25 protein-coding genes are annotated in these 24,199 nt (G+C 69.2%); 9 read left to right on the plus strand and 16 right to left on the minus strand.

Annotated elements, in window-relative coordinates; genetic code table 11:
* Nucleotides 1-78 precede the first annotated feature (78 nt).
* From K4L06_RS19810 to K4L06_RS19830, 5 genes are all read right to left on the minus strand, one after another.
* Nucleotides 79-864 (minus strand): succinate dehydrogenase iron-sulfur subunit, encoded by a 786-nt coding sequence (locus K4L06_RS19810; protein ID WP_064747567.1) that lies wholly within the window; start codon nt 862-864, stop codon nt 79-81.
* Nucleotides 865-879: 15 nt separating this feature from the next.
* A complete protein-coding gene (gene sdhA / locus K4L06_RS19815; RefSeq protein WP_221673707.1) occupies nt 880-2,634 on the minus strand; it encodes a succinate dehydrogenase flavoprotein subunit in 1,755 nt (584 codons plus the stop codon).
* Between the two features lie 42 nt (nt 2,635-2,676).
* Complete coding sequence (gene sdhD / locus K4L06_RS19820) at nt 2,677-3,075, minus strand: succinate dehydrogenase, hydrophobic membrane anchor protein (RefSeq protein ID WP_221673020.1); 399 nt, start codon at nt 3,073-3,075, stop codon at nt 2,677-2,679.
* Nucleotides 3,072-3,467 (minus strand): succinate dehydrogenase, cytochrome b556 subunit, encoded by a 396-nt coding sequence (gene sdhC, locus K4L06_RS19825; protein ID WP_221673021.1) that lies wholly within the window; start codon nt 3,465-3,467, stop codon nt 3,072-3,074. Before sdhC ends, sdhD begins: the two co-directional genes overlap by 4 nt.
* A gap of 108 nt (nt 3,468-3,575) precedes the next feature.
* Nucleotides 3,576-3,863, minus strand: coding sequence for a DUF1674 domain-containing protein (locus K4L06_RS19830; RefSeq protein WP_343225790.1), 288 nt, complete (start codon nt 3,861-3,863; stop codon nt 3,576-3,578).
* Here K4L06_RS19830 and K4L06_RS19835 point away from each other — a divergent pair.
* Nucleotides 3,810-4,679, plus strand: a complete 870-nt coding sequence (locus tag K4L06_RS19835; RefSeq protein ID WP_221673022.1) for a folate-binding protein — start codon at nt 3,810-3,812, stop codon at nt 4,677-4,679. The two genes, K4L06_RS19830 and K4L06_RS19835, sit on opposite strands and share 54 nt — an antisense overlap.
* A 203-nt stretch (nt 4,680-4,882) precedes the next feature.
* Here the strand turns inward: K4L06_RS19835 and asnB are convergent, their stop codons facing one another.
* The 6 genes from asnB to K4L06_RS19865 form a co-directional block, all read right to left on the minus strand.
* Nucleotides 4,883-6,856, minus strand: coding sequence for an asparagine synthase (glutamine-hydrolyzing) (gene asnB / locus K4L06_RS19840; RefSeq protein WP_221673023.1), 1,974 nt, complete (start codon nt 6,854-6,856; stop codon nt 4,883-4,885).
* Between the two features lie 165 nt (nt 6,857-7,021).
* Nucleotides 7,022-9,331, minus strand: a complete 2,310-nt coding sequence (locus K4L06_RS19845; RefSeq protein ID WP_221673024.1) for a thiamine pyrophosphate-dependent enzyme — start codon at nt 9,329-9,331, stop codon at nt 7,022-7,024.
* A gap of 76 nt (nt 9,332-9,407) precedes the next feature.
* Complete coding sequence (locus K4L06_RS19850; protein WP_221673025.1) at nt 9,408-10,049, minus strand: glutathione S-transferase family protein; 642 nt, start codon at nt 10,047-10,049, stop codon at nt 9,408-9,410.
* A complete protein-coding gene (locus K4L06_RS19855; protein WP_221673026.1) occupies nt 10,046-10,597 on the minus strand; it encodes a GNAT family N-acetyltransferase in 552 nt (183 codons plus the stop codon). Before K4L06_RS19855 ends, K4L06_RS19850 begins: the two co-directional genes overlap by 4 nt.
* Nucleotides 10,598-10,787: 190 nt before the next feature.
* Nucleotides 10,788-11,951: an acyl-CoA dehydrogenase family protein gene (locus tag K4L06_RS19860; RefSeq protein WP_221673027.1), complete on the minus strand. Its 1,164-nt coding sequence runs from the start codon at nt 11,949-11,951 to the stop codon at nt 10,788-10,790.
* A gap of 340 nt (nt 11,952-12,291) precedes the next feature.
* Nucleotides 12,292-13,110, minus strand: coding sequence for a glycine zipper 2TM domain-containing protein (locus K4L06_RS19865; RefSeq protein WP_305068581.1), 819 nt, complete (start codon nt 13,108-13,110; stop codon nt 12,292-12,294).
* A 230-nt stretch (nt 13,111-13,340) separates the two neighbouring features.
* On the opposite strand from K4L06_RS19865, the gene K4L06_RS19870 reads away from it, so the two are divergent.
* Together K4L06_RS19870 and K4L06_RS19875 are read left to right on the plus strand one after the other, a co-directional pair.
* Complete coding sequence (locus K4L06_RS19870) at nt 13,341-13,568, plus strand: DUF6116 family protein (RefSeq protein WP_221673710.1); 228 nt, start codon at nt 13,341-13,343, stop codon at nt 13,566-13,568.
* Nucleotides 13,565-14,341 (plus strand): TatD family hydrolase, encoded by a 777-nt coding sequence (locus K4L06_RS19875; protein ID WP_221673711.1) that lies wholly within the window; start codon nt 13,565-13,567, stop codon nt 14,339-14,341. The genes K4L06_RS19870 and K4L06_RS19875 overlap by 4 nt, the downstream gene beginning before the upstream one ends.
* Before the next feature lie 81 nt (nt 14,342-14,422).
* On the opposite strand, the gene K4L06_RS19880 is transcribed toward K4L06_RS19875, so the two are convergent.
* Nucleotides 14,423-15,241 carry a tRNA threonylcarbamoyladenosine dehydratase gene (locus K4L06_RS19880; protein WP_221673028.1) on the minus strand — a complete coding sequence of 273 codons (819 nt, stop codon included), beginning with the start codon at nt 15,239-15,241 and terminating at the stop codon, nt 14,423-14,425.
* Nucleotides 15,242-15,448: 207 nt separating this feature from the next.
* Here K4L06_RS19880 and K4L06_RS19885 point away from each other — a divergent pair, with 207 nt between their 5' ends.
* From K4L06_RS19885 to K4L06_RS19895, 3 genes are all read left to right on the plus strand, one after another.
* Nucleotides 15,449-15,901 carry a hypothetical protein gene (locus K4L06_RS19885; protein ID WP_221673029.1) on the plus strand — a complete coding sequence of 151 codons (453 nt, stop codon included), beginning with the start codon at nt 15,449-15,451 and terminating at the stop codon, nt 15,899-15,901.
* A 249-nt stretch (nt 15,902-16,150) separates the two neighbouring features.
* Nucleotides 16,151-16,642: a glycine zipper 2TM domain-containing protein gene (locus K4L06_RS19890; protein ID WP_221673030.1), complete on the plus strand. Its 492-nt coding sequence runs from the start codon at nt 16,151-16,153 to the stop codon at nt 16,640-16,642.
* A gap of 299 nt (nt 16,643-16,941) precedes the next feature.
* On the plus strand, nt 16,942-18,048 hold the full coding sequence (locus tag K4L06_RS19895; RefSeq protein ID WP_221673031.1) for a M35 family metallo-endopeptidase: 1,107 nt from the start codon (nt 16,942-16,944) through the stop codon (nt 18,046-18,048).
* A 974-nt stretch (nt 18,049-19,022) separates the two neighbouring features.
* Here the strand turns inward: K4L06_RS19895 and K4L06_RS19900 are convergent.
* The gene (locus tag K4L06_RS19900) at nt 19,023-19,232 is read right to left on the minus strand and encodes a cold-shock protein (RefSeq protein ID WP_221673032.1); all 210 of its coding nucleotides are present in this window, start codon (nt 19,230-19,232) and stop codon (nt 19,023-19,025) included.
* A 215-nt stretch (nt 19,233-19,447) separates the two neighbouring features.
* Between K4L06_RS19900 and K4L06_RS19905 the strand changes: the two genes are divergently transcribed.
* On the plus strand, nt 19,448-19,933 hold the full coding sequence (locus tag K4L06_RS19905; RefSeq protein ID WP_221673033.1) for a DUF456 domain-containing protein: 486 nt from the start codon (nt 19,448-19,450) through the stop codon (nt 19,931-19,933).
* 121 nt (nt 19,934-20,054) lie between these two features.
* Nucleotides 20,055-21,233 (plus strand): phospholipase A, encoded by a 1,179-nt coding sequence (locus K4L06_RS19910; protein WP_221673034.1) that lies wholly within the window; start codon nt 20,055-20,057, stop codon nt 21,231-21,233.
* A 249-nt stretch (nt 21,234-21,482) separates the two neighbouring features.
* On the opposite strand, the gene K4L06_RS19915 is transcribed toward K4L06_RS19910, so the two are convergent.
* A complete protein-coding gene (locus K4L06_RS19915) occupies nt 21,483-23,039 on the minus strand; it encodes a fumarate hydratase (RefSeq protein ID WP_221673035.1) in 1,557 nt (518 codons plus the stop codon).
* 151 nt (nt 23,040-23,190) lie between these two features.
* Between K4L06_RS19915 and K4L06_RS19920 the strand changes: the two genes are divergently transcribed.
* Nucleotides 23,191-23,541 (plus strand): hypothetical protein, encoded by a 351-nt coding sequence (locus K4L06_RS19920; RefSeq protein WP_221673036.1) that lies wholly within the window; start codon nt 23,191-23,193, stop codon nt 23,539-23,541.
* A 49-nt stretch (nt 23,542-23,590) separates the two neighbouring features.
* Here K4L06_RS19920 and K4L06_RS19925 read toward each other — a convergent pair whose 3' ends face one another.
* Both K4L06_RS19925 and K4L06_RS19930 read right to left on the minus strand, forming a co-directional pair.
* On the minus strand, nt 23,591-23,794 hold the full coding sequence (locus K4L06_RS19925) for a hypothetical protein (RefSeq protein ID WP_221673037.1): 204 nt from the start codon (nt 23,792-23,794) through the stop codon (nt 23,591-23,593).
* The gene (locus tag K4L06_RS19930; RefSeq protein WP_221673038.1) at nt 23,791-24,090 is read right to left on the minus strand and encodes a hypothetical protein; all 300 of its coding nucleotides are present in this window, start codon (nt 24,088-24,090) and stop codon (nt 23,791-23,793) included. Before K4L06_RS19930 ends, K4L06_RS19925 begins: the two co-directional genes overlap by 4 nt.
* Nucleotides 24,091-24,199 lie beyond the last annotated feature (109 nt).

Consider the following 24,199-nt stretch of genomic DNA (forward strand, 5'->3'; position numbering starts at 1 on the left):
CGGCGCCACCGGGCGCCGTCGTGAGTCGGTGCTGGAGGGCCGCGGCGCCGCAACGACGGCGGCGCGGCCGGCCGCGCATCAGACGCGGCGCGCCAGCATCAGCTTCTTGATCTCGCCGATCGCCCGCGCCGGGTTCAGACCCTTCGGGCAGGTGCGGGCGCAGTTCATGATGGTGTGGCAGCGGTACAGCTTGAACGGGTCTTCCAGATCGTCCAGGCGCGCGCCGGTGTCCTCGTCGCGCGAATCGATGATCCAGCGATAGGCCTGCAGCAGGATCGCCGGGCCGAGATAGCGGTCGCCGTTCCACCAGTAGCTCGGGCAGCTGGTCGAGCAGCACGCGCACAGGATGCACTCGTACAGGCCGTCGAGCTTCTCGCGGTCGGCCGGCGACTGCAGGCGCTCGCGGTCCGACGGCGCCGGGCTCTGGGTGCGCAGCCAGGGCTTGATCGAGGCGTACTGGGCGTAGAAGTGGGTCAGGTCCGGCACCAGGTCCTTGACCACTTCCATGTGCGGCAGCGGATAGATCGGCAGCTCGCCGTTGCCGCCGCAGTCGCTGATCGCCTTGGTGCAGGCCAGCGTGTTGGTGCCGTCGATGTTCATCGCGCACGAACCGCAGATGCCTTCGCGGCAGGACCGGCGGAAGGTCAGGGTCGGGTCGATCTCGTTCTTGATCTTGATCAGCGCGTCCAGAACCATCGGACCGCACGCGGCCAGGTCGACCTCGTAGGTGTCGACGCGCGGGTTCATGCCGTCGTCCGGGTTCCAGCGGTAGACCTTGAAGGTGCGCGGCTGCTTGGCGCCGGGAGACGCCCAGTGGCGGCCCTTCTGGATCTGCGAGTTCTTGGGTAGGGAAAATTCAGCCACGGTGCTCGCTCCGGATCAGTAGACGCGCTTGGCCGGCGGGATCGAAGCGACCTCGCCCGTCATCGGCTGCATGTGGACGGGACGGTAGTCGATCCGGGTCTCGCCCTTGTCGTCCACCCAGCACAGCGTGTGCTTCTGCCAGTTGGCGTCGTCGCGTTCCGGGAAGTCCTCGTGCGCATGCGCGCCGCGCGACTCCTTGCGGTTCTCGGCCGAAACGATCGTGACCAGGGCCTGGTCGAGCAGGTTGGACAGCTCGAAGGTTTCGATCAGATCCGAATTCCACACCAGCGAACGGTCGGTGACCTTGACGTCGGCGAACGAGGCGTGGATCTCGCGCATCTTGGCCACGCCCTCGGCCAAGGTCTGGCTGGTGCGGAACACCGCCGCGTCGGCCTGCATGGTGCGCTGCATCTTGTCGCGGATCACCGCGGTCGGAGTGCCGCCGTTGGCGTTGCGCAGCTTGTCCAGGCGCGCCAGCGCGGTGTCGCAGGCGTCGCCGGCGAGCGGCGCCTGCTTGCCGTTCGGGACGATGGTCTCGGCGCAGCGGTTGGCCACCGCGCGGCCGAACACGACCAGGTCGAGCAGCGAGTTCGAGCCCAGGCGGTTGGCGCCGTGCACCGACACGCAGGCGGCTTCGCCGATCGCGTACAGGCCCGGAACCACCGCGTCGGGGTTGCCGTCGCGCAGCTGCACCACTTCGCCGTGGTAGTTGGTCGGGATGCCGCCCATGTTGTAGTGCACGGTCGGCAGCACCGGGATCGGCTCCTTCTCGACGTCGACGCCGGCGAAGATGCGCGCCGATTCGGCGATGCCCGGCAGCTTCTTGTGGATGACGTCGGGGCCGAGGTGGGTCAGGTCGAGCAGGATGTGGTCCTTGTGCTCGCCGACGCCGCGGCCTTCGCGGATTTCGATGGTCATCGAACGGCTGACCATGTCGCGCGGCGCCAGGTCCTTCACGCTCGGCGCGTAGCGCTCCATGAAGCGCTCGCCGTTGCTGTTGCGCAGGATGCCGCCTTCGCCGCGCACGCCCTCGGTGATCAGGCAGCCGGCGCCGTAGATGCCGGTCGGGTGGAACTGGACGAATTCCATGTCCTGCATGCCCAGGCCGGCGCGCAGGGCCATGCCGCCGCCGTCGCCGGTGCAGGTATGGGCCGAGGTGGCGCTGAAGTAGGCGCGGCCGTAGCCGCCGGTGGCCAGCACGGTGCCCTGGGCCTTGAACAGGTGCAGGGTGCCCTCGGCCATGTCCAGGGCGAGCACGCCGCGGCAGACGCCGTGCTGGTCCATGATCAGGTCGAGCGCGAAGTACTCGATGAAGAACTGCGCGTCGTGCGCCAGCGACTGCTGGTACAGGGTGTGCAGGATGGCGTGGCCGGTGCGGTCGGCGGCGGCGCAGGTGCGCTGCGCCGGCGGGCCCTTGCCGAACTGGGTGGTCATGCCGCCGAACGGGCGCTGGTAGATCTTGCCGTCGTCGGTGCGCGAGAACGGCACGCCGTAGTGCTCGAGCTCGATGATCGCCGGGATCGCCTCGCGGCACATGTACTCGATCGCGTCCTGGTCGCCGAGCCAGTCGGAGCCCTTGACGGTGTCGTAGAAGTGGTACTGCCAGTTGTCGTCGCCCATGTTGGCCAACGCCGCGGCCACGCCGCCCTGCGCCGCCACGGTGTGCGAACGGGTCGGGAAGACCTTGGTGATGCAGGCGGTCTTCAGGCCCTTCTGGGCCAGGCCGAAGGTGGCGCGCAGGCCGGCGCCGCCGGCGCCGACCACGATCATGTCGAAGGTGTGTTCTTGGATCTTGTAGGCAGAGGCCACGGCTCAGGCTCCCAACGCGATGCGGATGATGGCGAGCACGCTGGCGAGGGCCGCGAGTACGCAAACGAAAACGACCGCGAGCTGCGATGCGATCGCCAGCCCCGGGGTATGGACGTAGTCCTCGATGACCACCTGCAGGCCGAGCTTGGCGTGCCAGAACATCGCGATCAGGAACGCGCTCAGCAGCACCGCGTTGCAGGGGTTAGCGACCGAGGCGCGCACCGCAACGTAATCGGCGCCGATCCACGACACGATCAGGCCGACCACGTACAGCACCAGCGGGATCATCGCGATCGCGGTGACGCGCTGGACCACGAAGTGCTGGGTGCCGTCCTTCGCCGAGCCCAGGCCGCGCGCGGTCTTGAGCGGGTTGCGCAGGCGCTTGGAATCCTGAGTGCTCATGCGCCACCTCGCGACATCATGGCGACGATCCAGACCAGGGCGGTCAGGACCAGACTGCCGATCACGCTGATCCAGCTGTTGCGGACGAAGGCTTCGATCTTGTAGGCGTAGCCGGCGTCCTGGACCAGATGGCGGATGCCGTTGATCAGGTGGTAGCACAGCGCCCAGGTCCAGCCGAACAGGACCAGGAAGCCGAGCGGCGAGCGCGCGCAGGCGACGAACTTGGCCCACGACTCCGGACCGCCGGCCAGGGCCAGCAGCGCCCAGGCGATCAGCAACGCGCCGATGGAAAGGATGACACCGGTGGCCCGGTGCAGGATCGAGGTCACCATCTGCACCTGCCAGCGGTAAACCTGCAGGTGGGGTGACAAGGGTCGTTCGCGGTTCGCCATGAGCGATGGCAATCTCGGCTGGGCGGCGGCGCCGCGTGGCGGGAAGCGTGGGAGCGCTGTGTGGGGGTGTGCTTGAAAAGCGGGCTGTCGGATCTCAGTTCCAGCGGACTAGAAGTCGATGCAACGGCCGTTCTTTTCCCAGTCGCCGTAGCGGGTCGGTTCGAGACCCTCGCGACCACCGTGCTCACGCGGAGCTCGCTCCGTCGGAGCGTCCTTGGCGGAAGGCGAGTGGCCTCCCGTGTCGGGCACGGGAGTCGCCGGGATCTCGGACGTCGGGTCCGAACGTGCTTCCGGGGTGGTTTCGCCTATCATCACAGCGTTAAATATTAATTCCCGGCCCCCATGCCTGACAACCCGCAAGCCTTGCCCGGACAGGCCTTCGCCCTGCCCGGCCATACCGTTATCGCCCTGGAGGGCCGCGACGCCGCGGTCTTCGCCCAGGCGCAGTTCATGAACGACGTGAAGCCGCTCGGCGAGGGCCAGTGGCAATGGAACGGCTGGCTGACCCCCAAGGGCCGGGTGATCGCGCTGTTCGCTTTGCTGCATCTGTCCGACCAGCAGCTGCGCCTGGTCGTGCCCGACGCCGACGCCGCGGCGCTGGCCGAGCGGCTGCGTCGCTTCGTGTTCCGCAGCAAGGTCGCCATCGCGGTGCGCGAGGACCTGCACGCCGCCGGCCGCTGGGGCCGCCCGGCGCAGGCCCGGGACGCGGCCCTGGCCGGCGACGAGGACGCCGGGCTGGAACTGGACTACAGCGGCGACGGCGAGGCCCGCAGCCTGATCCTGGCGCCGGCCCCCGCCCCGGCCGACGCCGAGGCGGCGGCGCGCTGGGCTCTGGCCGACCTGCGCCACGGCCTGCCGCGGCTGGCCGCGGCCCAGGCCGAGCATTGGACGCCGCAGCAGCTGTCGCTGGAACGCTTGCGCGCCTTCAGCGTCAAGAAGGGCTGCTATCCGGGCCAGGAAATCGTCGCCCGCACCCACTTCCTCGGCAAGGCCAAGCGCGGCCTGGTCCTGTTCGCCGCCGCCGCGCCGATCGCCGAGGGCGCCGAAGTGCGCTGCGCCGAGGCGGTGCTGGGCACGGTCGCGGCCAGTGCCGGCAGCGGCGACACCCACCTGGCGCTGGCGGTGCTGCCGCTGGAGCGCGAGGCGCAACCGGCGAGCATCGACGGCCAGCCGGTGAGCGAGCAGCCCTTGCTCGACGGCCTGGCGCGCTGAGCCAGGCCGCCTATCGCAGGCCACTCCTTCCTGCAGGAGCGGCGTAAGCCGCGACCACCGAAGCGACGCACGCAAGCGCAGACGCCGAAGCCCGGCGAAACCGGGCTCGCGTGCCGATTCACCCGATGGCGCAGCCCGCGCGCCGGGTCCCCGCTTCGATCGGTTGCACCGACCTTGGTTTTTCCACGCGTCCCAGTCGCGGCTTATGACCGGAAGGACATCCCGTCGGACGCCGCGCCCGCAGCAGCCGCGGCGTCGCGCTGCGCGCGCCAGTGCGCATGCCAGGCCTGGAACATCAGCACGTTCCACAGATGGGTATGCCAGCGCCGTTCGCCGGCCTGGAATTGCCGCCACAGCCCGTGCACCAGGTCGGCGTCGAGATAGCCTTCGCGGCGCAGCCGCGCCGGATCCAGCAATTCCTCGGCCCAGCCGCGCAGATCGCCGCGCAGCCATTGGGTGACCGGCGCGCCGAAGCCGCGCTTGCCGCGGTCGACCATCGCATCGGGCAGATAACGCTTGAGCACCCGCTTGAGCAGGCGCTTGCTGCCGCCGTCGCGCTTGTAGGCCAAGGGCAAGGACCAGGCGAACTCGGCGACCCGCGTGTCCAGCAACGGCGCGCGCGCCTCCAGGCTCACCGCCATGCTGGCGCGGTCGACCTTGCACAGCAGATCGTCGGGCAGATACACCGCGTAATCGGCCAGCATCATCGCATCGGCCGGCGTGCCCAGGCCGTCCAGCGGCTCGGCCCGGTCGTACAGGGTCGGCGGCAGCTTCGCGCCCGGCACCGCGGCCTGCGGGAAGCGCCAGCGCACGATCCGGTTGCGGTAAACGTCGCCGATGCCGCGCGCGCCCATCTCGGCCGCGAACGCGGCGAAGCCGCCGGCGCGCGAGGTCTCGCCATGCCCGCGCGCGCTCGCCGCCAGCCAGCGCCGCAACGGCGCCGGCACCTGGCCGAGCAGGCGCAGATTGCGCAAGGCGCGCTCGTAGCGGGTGTAACCGAAGAACAATTCGTCGCCGCCGTCGCCGGACAGGGCCACGGTGACCTGGCTGCGCGCCAGCCGGCAGACCAGCGCGGTCGGCACCTGCGAGGCGTCGGCGAAGGGTTCGTCGAACATCGTCGGCAGTTGCGGCACCACCGCCAGGGCATCGGCGCCGCTGACGTAGAGCTCGGTGTGGTCGGTACCCAGGTGGCGCGCGACTTCCAGCGCCAGCGGCGCCTCGTCGTGGTGCGAGTCCTGGAAGCCGATGGTGAAGCTGCGTACCGGCTTGGCGCTGAGGGTCTGCATCAGCGAGGTGACCACCGACGAATCGGTGCCGCCGGACAGGAACACCCCGACCGGCACGTCGGCGACCATGCGCAGGCCGACCGCATCGCGCAGCAGTTCGTCCAGCCGCTCCTCGGCGGCGTCGATGTCGCCGTCGAAGGGGGCGCGGATCGCCGCCGACATGCGCTCGCGCGCATCCCAATAGCGGCGCTGGTCGCGGTGCGGGTCGTGCCCGGCCGCGCCGCGCGCCACCGTCTGCGCGTCCAGCCGCAGCAGCGCGCCCGGCATCAGCTTGTAGGTGTCCTGGTGGATCGCGTACGGCGACGGCACGTAGTCGTAGCGCAGCAGCAGCGCCAACGCGTCGCGGTCGACGCCGTTGTCGAAATCGGGATGGCGCCACAGCGCCTTGAGCTCGGAGCCGAACACCAGGGTGTCGCCGGCCCAGCCGTAGTACAGCGGTTTCTTGCCGACCCGGTCGCGGGCCAGCCACAGGGCGTGCTGCTCGCGGTCCCACAATGCGATCGCGAACATGCCGTTGCAGCGCGCCAGCGCCGCTTCCACGCCCCACTCCACCACCGCCGCCAGCAACACCTCGGTGTCGGAATGGCCGCGGAAGGCGTGGCCGCGCCCGACCAGGGCCTCGCGCAGTTCGGCGAAGTTGTACACCTCGCCGTTGTAGGCGATCACGTAGCGTCCGTCGGCCGAGGCCATCGGCTGATGGCCCAGCGGCGACAGGTCGAGGATGCTCAAGCGCCGGTGCGCCAGGGCGACGCCGTGGGCGGGATCGGCCCAGACCCCGTCATCGTCGGGGCCGCGGTGGGCGAGCGCTTCGCCCATCGCCGCCGCCAGGCGCCGCAGCGCGTCTTCCGGCTGCCGCGCCGCTGCCTGCCACATGCCCGCCAGACCGCACATTCGATTCCCCCTACGTCGCCGCGGCCATTATGCCGCCGGCGCCGTGATCGCGTCCTGATGCGCCGATCCGGCGCGACGGAAGGCCCGATCGCGGCGACCGCGGCAACGGGCCGCGTTCGCGGCACGGCCGGGCGGCGATCGCCCGGACCGTACCGCGACGCCGGCTCAGGCCAGCCGGTCGGCCGCGGCGACGATGTCCTCGTCGCCCGGAATCACCAGGAAGGCCGCGCCGGCCAGCGGGGTGTAGGTGTCGACGCCGACCACGCGCTGCATCGGCACGCCGCCCAGTCCGGCCTCGGCCAGCGCGGTGATCACGCCCTCTCCGACGCCGGCGCTGCGCCGGCCTTCGTCGACCACGACGATGCGCTTGGCGCCGCGCGCCTGCTCGGCGATGTAGGCATCGTTGAGCGGCACCAGCCAGCGCAGGTCGACGACCTTGGTCTTCCAGCCGTGCTTGCCTTCGATCGCCCGCGCCGCGCGCAGGCTCATCGGCACGCCGTTGCCGTAGCTGAAGATCACCAGGTCCTCGCCCTCGCCGTAAGTGCGGCCCTCGCCCAGCGGCATGGCCTGGTCCGGCGCCGGGTAGGCGGTCAGCCATTGGCCGTCGCCGGCCTCGTACAGGTCCTTGGTCATGTACAGCGCGATCGGCTCCAGGAACACCGCGACCCGGCCGTCGACCTTGGCCAGCGCGGTCAGGGTGCGCAGCATGGTCGCCGCATCGTCGCCGCGCGACGGGCAGCCGACCACCAGGCCGGGGATGTCGCGCAACGCGGTGATCGAGTTGTCGTTGTGGAAGTGGCCGCCGAAACCGCGCTGGTAGCCCAGGCCGGCGATACGCACCACCATCGGGTTGCGGTACTGGTTGTTGCTGAAGAACTGCAGCGAAGCCGCTTCGCCGCGGATCTGGTCGCAGGCGTTGTGGAAATACGCCAGGTACTGGATTTCCGGGATCGGCAGCAGGCCGACGTTGGCGAAGCCCTGGGCCATGCCCAGGATCATGGTCTCGTCGAGCAGGGTGTTGAACACCCGGCGCGGGCCGAATGCCTTCTGCAGACCCTTGGTGACGGTGTAGACGCCGCCCTTCTGCGCCACGTCTTCGCCGAACAGCAAGGTCTCGGGGTACTTGGCGAACAAGTCGTGCAGGGCGTTGTTGATCTGGATCGCCAGATGGCGCGGCGCCTGCGCTTCCGGCAGCTTGGCCTCGCCGCCGAACACCTCCAGGCGCCGAGCCTGGTAATCGGCGCGCGCGGCCTCCGCGGCGACCGCGTCGGGCGAGTACGGCGCCAGCGGCGCGATCACCTCGTCGAGCCGGTCCAGCTTGGGCCGGCGGTCGGCCTCTTCGGCTGCGGCGAAGCACTTGGCGCGGGTGGCTTCGTACAGCCCCAGCACTTCGTCCTTGGACATCAGCCCGGATTCCAAGGCGATCGCCGCCGAGCGCAACAGCGGGTCGCTGGCCTCGACCGCGCACAGCTCTTCGACCGAACGCCATTCGATCTCGAAGTCGGTGCCGGCGTGGCCCATGATCCGGGTCGTGCGCAGGTGCAGGAAGGTCGGCCGGCGGGTGCGGCGGCAATGCTCGACCGCGCGCTGCACGTCGCCGTAGCCGCCGGCCAGGTCGAGGCCGTCGGCGGCGAAGTAATCCAGGCCGTCCATGTTGCGGAAGCGGTTGCCGATCCAGCCGCCCGGGGTCTTGACCGAGATGCCGATGCCGTTGTCCTCACACACGAACAACACCGGCGCCGGCAGCTTCTGGTAGGCGGTCCAGGCCGCGGCGTTGAACGCGGTCTGGGCGGTGGCGTGGTTGGCCGAAGCGTCGCCGAAGGAGCAGATCGCGATGCTGTCGTCGGGGATCGGCAGCGCATGGCCGAGCCGGCGCGCGGTCTCGATCGCCACCGCCGTGCCCAGGGCCTTGGGCAGGTGGGAGGCGATCGTCGAGGTCTGCGGCAGCACCCACAAGGGCTTGCTGCCCCAGACCTTGTGCCGGCCGCCGGAGGCCGGGTCGTCCTTGCTCGCCGCGAACGACAGCGCCGAGTCCATCACCGGGTCCATGCCCGGCAGCTTGCGGAAGCGTTCGGCCATGAAGCCGCCGCTGCGGTAGTGCAGGAAGGCCGGATCGGTGTGGCGCGCGAGCCGCGCGACCATCGCATTGCCTTCGTGACCGCTGGAGCCGATGGTGTAGAAGACCTTGTTCTGGACCCGCAGCACGCGCGCCATCAGGTCCAGGTGGCGGCTGATCAGCTGGGATTCGAACAGCTCGCGGAAACCGCGCGCGTCCAGCGCGCTGCCGTCGAGCACGGCCTCGTCGGCGGCCGGGCGCACATCGGCGCGGCCGTTCCAGCCGCGCACGAACTCGACGAAGTTGACGTCGCAGATTTCGGCCCGGTTGAGGCCTTTCATGCGCGCCGGGATCGGGCTCGGCACCGGGTTGAAGTTCGGCACGCCCTGGAAGATCGGAGACTGCGGTTGCGCTGACATCGGAAACTCCGCCGCCCGCATGCGGGCCGGCTCAACAGTGAGGAATCGGGGGAAGAAATCGGGCTTGGAGGCGGTTTCAGGCGGTCTGCGCGATCCGCTGCGCGGCCTGCTCGTCCGGCTCGGGCAAGGCGACGAAACCCTCGGTCGCGCGCACCCGCGCCAGCCAGGCGCGCAACGCCGGGTAGCCGTCCAGGCCGATGCCGCCGTGGCCGGCGACGTCGGTGTAGGCGAACAAAGCGATGTCGGCGATGCCGTAGTCCGCGCCGCTGAACCAGTCGTGGGACTGCAGATGCCGCTCCATCACCGCCAACGCGCGATGGCCGCGTTCGCGCAGCGCCGGCAGTTCGGCCCGGCGCGGCGAATCCAGCGGGGTCCAGCCGGCGATGAAGCGCGCCACCGCGATGTACGGTTCGTGGCTGTACTGCTCGAAATTCATCCAGCTCAGGGCTTGCGCGCGCTGCCAGCGATCGCTCGGCAGGAAGCGGCTGCCGTCGGCCAGGTAGTACAGGATCGCGTTCGACTCGCTGAGCGTGCGCCCGTCGTCGAGCTCGATCACCGGCACCTTGCCGTTGGGATTGAGGGCGAGGAATTGCGCGCTACGGGTCTGGCCCTGGCTGCTGTCGACCTCGACCCAGCGATACGGCTCGCCGAGTTGTTCCAACAGCAGGCGCAGCTTGTGGCAGTTGCCCGAGGGCGAAAAGCCGTGGACGGTGATCATGCGGCCTGCCCCTGGCGGCGTGCGCGCCATTCCTCGCGGCTCTGGCCCCACACTTCGACTTCCATGTCGACCGGCGCCGGCAAGCGGTCCTGGCGCAGGTAACGCGAACCGAGCTTGCGCGCCACGCCCTTGGAGGCGGCGTTGTCGGCGTCGATGGTGTGGATCACCTCGGTCCAGCCCAGGTGGTCGAAGGCCCAGTCGATCGCGGCGGTCGCGCCCTCGGTCCCGTAGCCCTTGCCGCCTTCGCTTTCGACGATGCCCCACCCCACCTCGGTGCCCGGCCAGCCTTCCGGCTGCCAGGGGCCGAGCCGGCCGACCCAGCGCCCGGAGGCTTTTTCGTAGACCGAGAAGAAGCCGTAGCCGAGCGCGGCCCAGGAGCCGATCACCGACATCAGGCCGCGCCAGGCCACCGAGCGCGGTTGCGGCCCGCCGATGTAGCGCAGGTAGTCGCCGGCATCCATGAAGGCGGCCCAGTCGTCGAAATCGTCCAGGCACGGCGGGCGCAGGATCAGGCGCGGGGTTTCCAGTTCGATGTCGGGAATCGTCATCACGGCTGGGGCTCTCCGATTGCGCATGCATCGCGATTGAAAGCCCCTCTCCCGCATCCGGGAGAGGGGTTGGGGTGAGGAGCTCCAGCCTGCGCCGCGGCGGCGCGCCCTCATCCGGCCCTTCGGGCCACCTTCTCCCGCGAGCGGGAGCAGGGAAATTCGCGGCTCCCGCACACGGCGGGAGCGAAACTCAGAACGCGTTGATGCCGGTCAGTTCGCGGCCGACGACCAGCTGGTGCACGGTCTCGGTGCCCTCGTAGGTGATCACCGATTCCAGGTTCAGCGCGTGGCGGATCGCGGCGTGCTCGGTGGTGATGCCGGCGCCGCCGAGCAGGTCGCGGCATTCGCGCGCGATGTCGATCGCCATGCGGCAGTTGTTCCACTTCGCCAGCGACACCTGGGTCGGCTGCATGTTGCCGGCGTCCTTGAGCCGGCCGAGCTGCACCACCAGCAGTTGGGCCAGGGTGATCCGGCGCGCCATCTCGGCCATCTTGATCTGCGCCGACTGGGTGGCCGCGACCGGACGGTCGAACAGGATGCGTTCCTTGGTGTAGCCCAGCGCCTCGTCCAGGCAGGCGATGGCGGCGCCGATCGGGCCCCAGGTGATGCCGTAGCGGGCCTGGGTCAGGCAGCCCAGCGGGCCCTTGAGGCCCTTCACGTTCGGCAGGCGGTTGGCTTCCGGCACGCGCACGTTGTCGAAGAACAGCGACGAGGTCACCGACGCGCGCAGGCTCATCTTGTGCTTGATTTCCTGCGCGGCGAAACCGGGCATGCCCTTTTCGACCACGAAGCCCTGGATGCCGTCCTCGGTCTGCGCCCAGACGATGGCGATGTCGGCCAGGTTGCCGTTGGTGATCCACATCTTGGAGCCGTTGAGGATCCAGTCGCCGCCGTCGCGCTTGGCGTTGGTCTTCATGTTGGCCGGGTCGGAACCGCCGTGCGGCTCGGTCAGGCCGAAGCAGCCGATGATCTGGCCCTTGGCCATGCCCGGCAGCCAGCGCTGGCGCTGCTCTTCGGTGCCGTAGGCGTAGATCGGGTACATGCACAGCGAGGACTGCACGCTGACGAAGCTGCGGATGCCGCTGTCGCCGCGTTCCAGTTCCTGGCAGATCAGGCCGTAGCTGACCGCGTTGAGGCCGGCGCAGCCGTACTGTTCCGGCAGCGAGGAGCCGAGCAGGCCGAGTTCGGCGATCTCCGGCACCAGTTCCTTGGGGAAACGGCCCTGGTCGAAGGCATCGCCGATGATCGGAATGACGCGTTCGTCGGTGAAGCGGGCCACGGTGTCCTGTACGGCGCGCTCCTCTTCGCTGAGCAAGGAACGGACGTCGTAGAGATCGTAAGGATGCAGGGCCATGGCGTGCTCAGGAGACCTGTTTGGGCAGAAAGACGGCCATTGTAATGGCCGGCTGCGGCCCGGGTAAGGCCAAAAACCGCTGGACGTAGCGCTCTGCGCGCGATACGGGGAATTCTTGCGCGAGCCGCGGCGATAGCGGGCGGGTTTATCGCCGGCCGCCGCGGTACGGCAGCGAATCCAATCCCGTCGCCGCGCTCGCCCGGCCGCAGGGCCGCACGCAGCCGGCCTGGCCGCGCTCGCCGACGCGCCGCGCGCCCTGCCCGGCCGGCGCGCGGCGGCGGCATAAAAAAACGGGGCCGGACAAGCCGGCCCCGTTTCGGGTGTCGCGCTCGGGCGCCGATCAGCCGCGGCTGGGCGTCGCCGCCGAAGCGGTCTGGGTCACGACTTCGCCGTTGATCACCGGCAGGCGCTGGGTCGGACGCTCGTCCATGCGGATGGTCTGCTCCTGGCCCTGGTAACGGTAGGTCACGTCGTAGCCGACCACCTTGTCTTCGCTGCCCAGGGCGATGCGGCTGCCCGGCTTGCTCTCGGTGCGCATGGTGCCGGTGGTGCCGTCCGGGTTGCGGTAGGTGACGTTGTAAGCCACCACGCGCGAGGACTGCGAGGTATCCGACACGGTGCGGCACTGGCGCTCGGTGCGGTTCACCACCCGGCCGCCGACATGGTTGCGGTCGACCCGGTTGCCGATGAAGCCGCCGGCCACGGCGCCGGCCGCGGTCGCGGCCTTCTTGCCGTTGCCGCCGCCGACCTGGTTGCCGAGCAGGCCGCCGATGACCGCGCCGGCCACGGTGCCGCCGACGTTGCCGTCGCGCTCGGGCAGGCGCTCCTGCACGACCACGTCTTCGCAGACTTCGCGCGGGGTGGAGACGGTGTTGGTCTCGCGCACCGGATCGGTGCCGATCACGGTCGCGTACAGCTTTTCCTTCTCGTTGATCGGCGCGACCTTGACCACGTCGGCGTACTCGACCTGCGGGGTGGCGTCGATCGCGCCGCTGGCGGCGATGTCGCCGCCAGCGCCGTTGCCCGGCTGCAGCTGCTGGCCGGCCGGGGTCAGCGCGGCATCGGCGGCGGCCGGGCCGCGGAAGCTCTGGAAGGCTGCGACGGCGACGCCGCCGACCAGCAGCGACGCGATCGCGACAGCAATCATGTTCTTGTTCATATGGAGCCTCCAGCGGGGGACCTGAGTGCAGCGTGGTTGGATGCGTCCCGCCGGGGCATGGCGGGCCGCGCGTTGTGTGTGTGCCAATTCCACCACCGGAAAGCTGAACCGGTGCCTATTGATTTTCGCCAGTCTGTCCCCGGCATGAACCCCGCCGCGCACGCGTGCTAGCGTGTTCGCGAACGCCGTCACATCCCACCGTTACCCCGACGAGTTGCCCGACGACCGCCATGACCAATCCGCTGCTCGCCCCCCTGATGGGCTTCCTCGGCCGCCTGAGTTATCCCCGGCTGTTCATGGTCGCCGCGACGCTGTTCGCGCTGGACGTGGTGGTGCCGGACTTCATCCCCTTCGCCGACGAGTTGCTGCTCGGCCTGGGCACCTTGCTGCTGGCCAACTGGAAGAACCGCAAGAGCCCGGCGCCGCCGCTGAAGCCGCCGGCGCCTGGCGCTCGCTGAACGTGGGCCTGACCGACAGTCATTGCCACCTCGACGCGGCCGAGTTCGACCGCGACCGTGCGCAGGTGGTCGCGCGCGCGGCCGCCGCCGGGGTGACCCGGCAAATCGTCCCGGCGGTCGACGCCGCCGGCTGGCCCAAGCTGCGCGAGGTCTGCGCGGCCGCGCCCGGCCTGCATCCGGCCTACGGCCTGCATCCGATGTACCTGGATGCGCACCGCCCCGAACACCTGCGCGAACTGCGCGACTGGATCGAGCGCGAGCGCCCTTGCGCGGTCGGCGAATGCGGCCTGGATTTCTTCGTCGACGGGCTGGCCCCGGAGCGTCAGGCACTGTATTTCGACGGCCAACTGGCCCTGGCGCGCGAGTACGACCTGCCGGTGATCGTGCACGCACGGCACGCGGTGGAGGCCACGATCGCCGCGATCCGCCGCGTCGGCGGGCTGCGCGGCGTGATCCACAGCTACTCCGGCAGCGAGGAGCAGGCCGCGCAGTTGCACAAGCTCGGCTTCCTGCTCGGCCTCGGCGGCCCGCTGACCTACGAGCGGGCCAAGCGCCTGCGCCGGATCGTCGCGAGCATGCCGCTGGAGCAGTTGCTGCTGGAAACCGATGCCCCCGACCAGCCCGACGCCGCGATTCGCGGCCAGCGCAACGAGCCGGCGCGGTTGGCGACGATCTGCGCCAGCGTCGCCGAGCTGCGCGGCGAGCCGCCGGAACGCATCGCCGCTGCGACCAGCGCCAATGCGGCGCGGTTGTTCGGCTTGAGCGAGGAGTGAGCACAGAGAAGCGAGAAGTGAGCCGGCAATACCTCGGCTTACTCGCTCCTCACTTCTCTGCGCTCACTCCTGTTTCCAGGCTCATTCCTGCTTCTTCAGCAGCAGCTCCAGCGCCCGCCCCACCGCCGCGAACGCGAACACCCCGGTGATGTGGGTGGCCGCGCCCAGGCCGGCGCCGCAATCGAGCTTGAGCGCGGCGTCGCCGTCGAGCTTGGGCCGCAGGCCGCAGACCGTGCCGTCCGGCTGCGGGTACTTGACGTTTTCCAGCGAGTAGATCGCCGACACGCCGAAGTAGCGGTCCGGATTCTTGGGGAAATTGAACTCGCCGCGCAGCTTCTTGCGGATCAGCGCCAGCATCGCGTCGTGCTCGGTGCGCGAGAGATCGCGCACCCGCACCAGGGTCGGGTCGGTGCGGCCGCCGGCCGAGCCGACCACGATCACCGGCAGCTTGCGCCGGCGGCACCAGGCGATCAACTCGACCTTGCTGCGGAAGCTGTCGCAGGCGTCCAGCACCAGGTCGTAGCCGCGGTCGAGCAGCTCGTCGAGGTTGGCCGGGGTCAGGAAGCTCTGCACCGCGTCGACCTCGATCGCCGGGTTGATCGCGCGGCAGCGCTCGGCCATGGCCTCGACCTTGGCCCGGCCGTACTGGCCGGCCAGCGCCGGCAGTTGGCGGTTGGTGTTGGACACGCACAGGTCGTCGGCGTCGATCAGGGTCAGGTGGCCGATGCCGGTGCGCGCCAGCGCCTCCACCGCCCAGGATCCGACCCCGCCCATGCCGACCACGGCGATCCGGCAGCGGCGAAAGCGCGCGACCGTGCCGCGGCCGTAAAGCCGGTCGACGCCGGCGAAGCGTTCCTGCCAGACGGTGTCGGCGGAGGGGTCGGAGAGAGCTGCGTTCATCCGCATAGTGTAGTCGCCGGCGCACCGCGGGTCGGCGCCGGCGATGGAATGCTGCGGGCGGCCGCGGCCCCTCGACGGGCCATGGCACATACCGCCCCCGGGCGAGCGGATCGACCTGGCATAGCCGCGCCCCGTCCGGCCCGGCGCCGACCCCGGCCTCACGCGGTCGCATGCTATGTTCGCGGGCAATTGGACGGAGGCCAGGCAATGAGCAATACCCAGCCCACTGACGCAGCACCCAAGCGCAAAGGCAATGGTTCGAAATATCTGTTCCTGTTCCTGATCGGCCTGGTCGGCGGCGTGGTCGCCACGGTCATGGCGGTGCGCGCGCTCGACCAGCGCAAGGACCATTTCCCCGACAGCGTCATGCACGTGCAGCAGTGGCACCTGGGCCAGCTCAAGAGCCGGGTCGAGCAGAACCGCTGCGCCGCCACCGACACCCTGCCGCACGTGAAGGCGCTGCGGACGATGGCCGACGACCTCGAACCGGCCTTCCCCGACCTCAAGGACGACCAGCGCTTCGGCCAGCACGCCAGCAAGCTGCGCGCGGCGCTCGACGGCGCACTGGCCAGTCCGCCGCTCAACTGCGCCGGGGTCAGCGCCGTGTCCGAGCAGATCGGCGAAGCCTGCAAGGCCTGCCATCAGGACTTCCGCGGCTGAAAGGCGGCAACGAGTGGAGAGAAAACAGTAGCGGACACGACACGGCTCCGGCCGCTTTCATTCCTCGCTCTCCACTCGTTCCTCTTCACTTGTTCCTAGCGGTCCCGTCGCCTTCCCCGACGCTAGCTGAACGCAGCGGCGCGCGGTGCCGGAACGGGCGTAAAAATTGAACACGTGTTCACGCAAGGCTGGCTAGCGTGGCAGGCGCGTGGCGATGCCCGCCACATGCCTCTAGCGCAGGAGCCTCGAATGAACACCAATCAATTCCGACTGCTGGGCCTTGCCGCGACGGCCACCCTGGCGCTCGCCGGCTGCGCGACCTCGCCGGGCTACAGCGGCGGCGGCTACAACAGCTATCCGCCGCCCTCGCAGCCGAGCTACAACCAGAGCAACTGCTACGACTGCGGCGTAGTCACCCGGATCGAGCAGATCAGCACCGCCAGCACCGCTCCGCGCGCTACCGGCGCCGTACTCGGCGGCTTGGTCGGCGCCGTCGCCGGCCGCGAGATCGCCGACGACCACACCGACAGCAAGGGCCGCAGGAACACCGCCACGGTGGCCGGCGCGGTCGCCGGCGCGGTGGCCGGCAACGCGATCCAGAACCGGGTCGGCGCGCCGAGCTACAACGTCTATGTGCGCATGAACGACGGCCGCACCGTGGTGATCACCCAGAAGGACATCGGCGGTATCCGCGAGAACACCTACGTCCGCGTCGCCAACGGCCGCGTGTATCTGCGCTGAGCGTATCTGCGTTGAGCCGCGCCTTCGCCGCCGCTCGCGCGGCGGCGATGAAACAAAGTAACGAAATCACCAGGACAACAACGGCCCGCATCGCGGGCCGTTTTTTTGTGCAGTTCTTTGCTGCGTTTTCACCGCGCTGGCGCTGCGATCCGCGTTCCCGACCCGCGTCACGGTTGGGCGCGGAACTGGCGCACTTCTGCCGGTCTTCATGAGCGCCGCGTTGCGCTAGGGTCGTTTGCGTCCGCCCTGCGGACGCCAGCCAACGCAACTCAGCCAACGCAAGCTCAGGAGATCGTGGAATGAAACTTCGCTTCCTGCCCGTGGTGTCCGCCGGCGCCGTCCTCACCGGCGCCATCGCCGCCGCCGTCGCCGCGCCGGGCGCGGCCCAGAACAATCCGCTGCGCGTGGGCCTGGTCGCGGTGACCGGCGCCGCCGACGATTTCCTCGGCGCGGTCGAAATCAGCATCACCAACACCGGCCGCAAGGCGGTGCGCCTGCCCAAGTGGCAGTTGCCTTCGGACGAGTTCGACGCGCGCCTGTTCGACATCAGCTACGGCGGCAAGCCGGTCGCCTACGAGGGCGCCCTGGTCAAGCGCGGCCTGCCCGCCGCCGAAGACTTCGCGATCCTGCAGCCGGGCGAGACTTATCGCCGCACCATCGATCTGTCGGCCGGCTACGACCTGTCGCGCACCGGCCAGTACGTGGTTCGCTTCAATGCGCCGCTGCAACACGCCTCGACCTCCGACCGCACCATGCTGCGCCAGGGCAACGGCCTGGCGATGAGCGCGCAGAGCGTGCCGCTGAGCCTGTGGGTGGACGGCCTGGACCAGCTCGGCGGCAGCAAGGTCGCCGCGGCGGCGAAGAAGCCGATCGGCCCGACCGCGGTGGTCAACGGCGTCAACTACGTCGGCTGCACCACGTCGCGCATCAGCGCCGCCGGCCAGGCGGTGGTGTCGGCGCGCGGCTATTCCGAGAACGCCAAGGGGTATCTCGTCGGCGGCTCGTTCGGCCCGCGCTACACCAGCTGGTTCGGCGCCTACACCGACAGCCGCTACGCCACCGCGCGCCAGCACTTCGTTTCGATCGACCAGGCGATGGACCAGAACAGCGGCCAGATCACCATCAACTGCGGCTGCAGCAGCAGCGCCTACGCCTACGTGTACCCGAACCAGCCGTACCAGATCTATGTCTGCAACGCGTTCTGGAGCGCGCCGCAGACCGGCACCGATTCCAAGGCCGGCACCCTGATCCACGAGATGAGCCACTTCACCGTGGTCGCCGGCACCGACGATCACGCCTACGGCCAGGGCGCGGCGCAGAACCTGGCCAACACCAACCCCGCCGCGGCGCTGGACAACGCCGACAACCACGAGTATTTCGCCGAAAACACGCCGTTCCAGAACTGAGCAAGGGCCGCCGATGCCCGGGCATCGGCGGCGGCTCGAGAGCCGCGCATCGCTTCGCACGAAGTCGAAGATGCGAATCGGCGCACGAGGGATTTGCTTGGACTAGAGGTAAAGCAAATCCCCCTGCCCCCCTCTCCAAAGGGGGGAAGCGGTAGGCGGTTGCGATGGGGGCCGGATCGAACGGCTTCGGGCGGACGGTGCAAGGCCGACTCCGCGTTCCAGGTCGCAGCCCGCGGCACTCAGGCCAGATTCCCCAGCCTATTGGCTACTGCCCCCCAGCTTCCGGCCGCCAATCCCGATTCCCGATTCCCCATTCCCGCCCCCCCACACCAACCCCACTGCCGCCGCCGGCGCGTTAGCAAACATCGAGCCCGGCGGCAGGACGCCGTAGCGATCGGCAGGGACGCAGGCGGCGCAGCGGAAGACGAGGCCGCGGCGCCGCGGTCGGGGTTCGACGCGGCCGGGACGGCCGCGCTGCGTGCGCAGGGCGGAACATCGGGAACGCACGCGATCGGGCAAGGAAGCGCCGGCCCTGGCGGCCGGTCGGCGGGTCGGGGGCCTCGCGCCCCCGGCTCGACCGAGTCGCTGCGGCGGCCTGCGGGCCAGTCGCTCGCCGGCGAAACCCCGGGGCAACGGATTCAACGCAACCGATTCAACGCAACGGTTTCAAGCGGACGAGATTCGCGGACGGCGAAAGGGGGCGAGGACGACGCCAGCGTCGACTCGCAGCGTGGCCGCTGCGGCGGAAAATCCCGCGCCAGGCTTGGATCGAGTCAAACGCGATGACGGTCGGAGTTTCCGGCGCCGCTCCGATGACTGCGCGCACGCTTTGGACATTTCGTATGACCGGCGCGGCGGCAATTGGCGATTTTGTGACGATTATCGAACTTTCGCACAAGAAAAACCCGGCCGTAGCCGGGTCTTTCCGATGCGTTCGCGGCGCCGACGGCGCCGCGGCGGATCTCAGTACCGGGTCAGATCGGCTCGACCGCGTCGGCCTGCAGGCCCTTCTGGCCCTGGACGACGGTGAACGAGACCTTCTGGCCTTCCTTCAGGCTCTTGAAGCCCTGGGTCTGGATCGCGCGGAAATGCACGAATACGTCTTCGCCGTTTTCACGGCTGATAAAGCCAAAACCCTTGGCGTCGTTGAACCACTTGACGGTTCCGGTTTCTTTCGCGGACATCGCTACTCTCTCCTTGAAACGTGGTGTTGTTAACGCGACTGGCTCGCGTGCTGGTTGCAAGGAGGAAGCGAGGTGCAACGATGTAGCGGATCGACGGATCAACCGCATCGGGCCACGATTCACGGTGACCCTTGGCAAACGCAGCGCCCGCAACGTACCCCGACATCGGTGAAAATGCAAACCGGCCGGACACCCCGTCCGGACAGGGAATAAGCATGGATTTGCAGACACTTTATTACATATTGGCCGGCGTCCTGGTGGTGATCGGAATCGTCGGCACGGTACTCCCCGCCCTGCCCGGCCTGCCGCTGGTGTTCGGCGGCATGGTCCTGGCCGCCTGGGCCTCGGATTTCGAGAAAGTCGGCTGGGTCACCCTGGTCGTGCTGGGCCTGCTGACCGCGCTGTCCCTGGGGATCGACTTCCTGGCCACGGCGATGGGGGCCAAACGGGTCGGCGCCAGCAAGCTGGCCCTGATCGGCTCGGTGATCGGCACCTTCGCCGGCCTGGCCTTCGGCCTGATCGGGGTGTTCGTCGGTCCCTTCGTCGGCGCGCTGGTCGGCGAACTGATCCACACCCGCGAGTTGTCCAAGGCGACCCAGGTCGGGGTCGGCACCTGGGTCGGCATCGTCGTCGGCACCGTGCTCAAGTTCGGCCTGGCCTTCGCCATGGTCGGCCTGTTCGCGCTGGCGTGGTTCTTCTGAACGGGCCTCGCCGCTGCGGGTTCATCTGAACCGACCGGCCGCGCCGACGCGGCCGGTTCACCTCTCGTTCGCACGCCGATGCAAGACTGCAGCGGTTTGCCGTCCGTAGACCCTTATCGCCATGACCCCTGCCTTGCCCCGAACCCGCCTGCTGCCCTGCCTGCTGCTGACCGTCCTGCCCGCCGCGGCCGGCGCGCAGGAAATCAAGCCGCAGCCGGCCACGCCCGAAGCTTGCGTGGCGATCGCCAACGGCGCCGACCGGCTGGCCTGCTACGACACCGCCCTGGGCCGCGGCGCCGATGGCGTACGCGCGGCCGATATCGCCGCCAAGGAAGCCAAGGCGATCCAGCGCAACCTGGAGCTGGGCGACCAGATCGAAGCCGCGCCCTCGCCGGGCCTGGCCGAACCGGCCCGGCGCAAGGCCGGCAGCAGCGACCTTTTCAGTCACGAAGAGGAGGCGCTGGACAGCGCGATCGCCAACGCCGGCAAGGGCGGCCTGCTCGACAGCCGCTGGGAACTGGCCAAGGACTCCAAGCTGGGCGTGTTCAACTTCCGCGCCTACAAGCCGGTGTACCTGCTGCCGGCGTTCTGGAGCAGCAAGCCCAACGTGCTGCCGCATTCGCCGAACCCGCGCAACACGGTGACCGATCCGCAATCGCTGAAGGACGTCGAGGCCAAGTTCCAGGTCAGCTTCAAGACCAAGGCGGTGGAGAACCTGTTCGGCGACAACGGCGATATCTGGATGGGCTATACCCAATCCTCGCGCTGGCAGGTCTACAACGGCGAGGACTCGCGCCCGTTCCGCGAGACCAATTACGAACCGGAAGTGATGCTGGTGTTCCGCAACAACTACCGCATCGGCGGCTGGAACGGGCGCATGGCCGGGATCGGCATCAACCACCAGTCCAACGGCCGCGCCGACCCGTTCTCGCGCAGCTGGAACCGGGTGATCGGCCAGGTCGGCTGGGACCGCGAGAACTGGGCGGTGATCGCGCGGCCGTGGTGGCGCCTGTCGGACGGCAACGACGACGACAATCCGGACATCGAGGATTACATCGGCCGCGGCGATCTCACCATCGTCCATACCCGCGGCGGCCATGAGTTCTCGCTGATGGCCCGGCATTCGCTGCGCGGCGGCGACCGCTCGCACGGCGCGCTGCAGTTCGACTGGGGATTCCCGATCCACAACCAGCTACGCGGCCACCTGCAGATCTTCGACGGTTACGGCGAGAGCCTGATCGACTACAACCATCGCGCGACCTACGTCGGCCTGGGCATCTCCTTGCTGGAGTGGTACTGAGCAGCCGATTTTTGTAGGAGCGGCGTGAGCCGCGACCGCCGAAGCGGTGTACGCAAGCGCTGCCCACGAAGCCGGGCATCCGGATGCATGCTTCGCCTCGCTGCAGGGTTTCGGGTCGAACCGTGGTATTCCACCGCTTCGGTCGTCGCGGCTCACGCCGCTCCTACAGGGGCGGGCGGCGGCGCCGATAACGAAACGCCCGGCGCGAGGCCGGGCGTTTTCGCAAGCAGGTACGGCGGCCGGTCAGGCCTATTCGACCACCACCGGGATCTTGCCGAGCCTTCCGCCCGAAATCCGCGCCTGCCATTCCTTCGGGCCGGTCTTGTGCACCGACTCGCCGGCGCTGTCGACCGCGACCGTCACCGGCATGTCCTGCACGGTGAATTCGTAGATCGCCTCCATGCCGAGGTCGGCGAAGCCGACCACGCGCGAGGCCTTGATCGCCTTCGACACCAGGTAAGCCGCGCCGCCGACCGCCATCAGATAGACCGACTTGTGCTTCTGGATCGCCTCGATCGCGGTCGGGCCGCGCTCGGCCTTGCCGACCATGCCGAGCAGGCCGGTCTGCGCCAGCACCTGTTCGGTGAACTTGTCCATGCGCGTGGCGGTGGTCGGGCCGGCCGGGCCGACGACTTCGTCGCGCACCGGATCGACCGGGCCGACGTAGTAGATGAAGCGGCCCTTGAAGTCGACCGGCAGCGGCTCGCCCTTGTTGAGCATATCGACGATGCGCTTGTGCGCGGCATCGCGGCCGGTCAGCAGCTTGCCGTTGAGCAACAGCACTTCGCCGGGCTTCCAGCTCGCGACATCCTCGGCGGTGACGGTGTCGAGATCGACGCGACGGCCCTTGGACGAGTCGTAGGTCAGCTTCGGCCAATCTTCCAGCGACGGCGGGTCGAGCATGACCGGGCCGCTGCCGTCGAGGGTGAAATGCGCGTGGCGGGTGGCGGCGCAGTTCGGGATCATCGCCACCGGCAGGTTGGCGGCGTGGGTCGGATAGTCCTTGACCTTGATGTCGAGCACCGTGGTCAGGCCGCCCAGGCCCTGCGCGCCGATGCCGAGCGCGTTGACCTTCTCGTACAGCTCCAGGCGCAGTTCTTCGGCGCGATTGCTGGCGCCGCGCGCTTGCAGGTCAGTGATGTCGATCGGCTCCATAAGCGATTCCTTGGCCAGCAGCATCGCCTTCTCGGCGGTGCCGCCGATGCCGATGCCGAGCATGCCCGGCGGGCACCAGCCCGCGCCCATGGTCGGCACGGTCTTGAGCACCCAGTCGACGATCGAGTCGGACGGGTTGAGCATGGCGAACTTGGACTTGGCCTCCGAGCCGCCGCCCTTGGCGGCGACGATCACGTCCACCGTATTGCCCGGCACGACCTTGACGTTGACCACCGCGGGCGTGTTGTCTTTCGTGTTGGCGCGCTTGCCGGCCGGATCGGCCAGCACGCTGGCGCGCAGCTTGTTGTCGGGGTGGTTGTAGGCGCGGCGCACGCCTTCGTTGACCATGTCCTCCACGCCCATGGTGGCGCTGCCTCCATCGGCACCGCTCCAGCGCACGTCCATGCCGATCCCCAGGAACACGGTGACGATGCCGGTGTCCTGGCAGATCGGCCGGTGGCCTTCGGCGCACATGCGCGAATTGATCAGAATCTGCGCGATCGCGTCCTTGGCCGCAGGCGATTCCTCGCGCTCGTAGGCGGCGGCGAGGTTCTTGATGTAGTCGACCGGGTGGTAGTAGCTGATGTACTGCAGGGCGTCGGCGACGGACTGGATCAGGTCGTCCTGGCGGACGACGACCGGGCCCGACACGGCGGGAGCGGCGGAAGACGAAGAAGCGGTCACGGCGGGCGTAAGGCTGGCGGTGGGGCGATTATTCTACCTGTCCCGGCCGGTCCGGGCCCGCCGCCCCAGGCAGCGGCCCGGTTCGGCCAAGGCCCCCACCCGCCCCGGCCGATCGCCCATGACTGCGTCCTCCGCGCCGCCCGCAACGCCGTTCAATCCCGTATTGCCGTCCCTGGGCGTGCTGGTCAGCCTGCTGTGCGGTTTAGCGCCGGTGTTCGCCGTGCCGCAGTTCGCCCCGGTCTACGCCGCCTTCGGCGCCGATCTGCCCTGGCCGACCCGGCTGCTGCTGGACTACCCCTGGGCCCTGTGCCTGCTGCCGCTGTCGACCGTCGCGGTCTGGGGCCTGAGCCCGGCGCGGCGGCGCGATCTGGCGGCCTGCCTGTTCGGCATCGGCGCCGGGCTCGCCGGGCTGGCGGCGACGCTGGTCGCGCTGTATCTGCCGATCTACCGACTCGGCGCGGCCCTGTGAGCCGCGGCGCAACGGCCCGCCGCCTCGTGGCAGCGGGCCGCGGTGCGGCTTACTGCGGGCAGGCGTCGAGCACGCAGGAGCGCCAGAACACATCGCACATCGACGGGCTGCCGCCGCCGTCCAGGCAGGGCTGACGGACTTCCTGGTCGCAATACACGCCGCCCGAGCAGACGATGATGTCGCGCGAGGACGCGGTGGCGCCGAAGGCGAAACCGAACGCGGCCACGGCCACGGCGAACAGCTTGATCTTCATTCGAACTCTCCTTTTCGGATGGTGGATCTTTCGGTGATGGATCTTTCGGTCTTGAATCTTTCAGTTTTGAAGCGGGCCTTGCGCAGCCTGTCCGGCCGGGCCGGACGCGAGCGGACGCCGCGCGCGGGCTGCGCGCGTGCGGCGGGAGCGGGAAACGCACCCGGATGCGAGCGCGATGCGGCGACGTCCGCCGACGCCGGACCGGAAACGGTAGAACGACGGATACGCGATCGTTGGATACGCGATCGTTCCGGATCGAAGCGATGCGGCGGCATGGCACGCGAGGCGCCCGTCATGCGAACTCTCCTTGTCCGGTGCCGGATCGGGGCAAGCTCGACGCTGCCGTCCCTGGCCGGGGCGCCCAACTTACTCTGCGGGCATCGCGGAAGGTAGCCGCACTGCAAC

Source organism: Lysobacter sp. BMK333-48F3 (genome assembly GCF_019733395.1).
Lineage (GTDB): Bacteria > Pseudomonadota > Gammaproteobacteria > Xanthomonadales > Xanthomonadaceae > Lysobacter.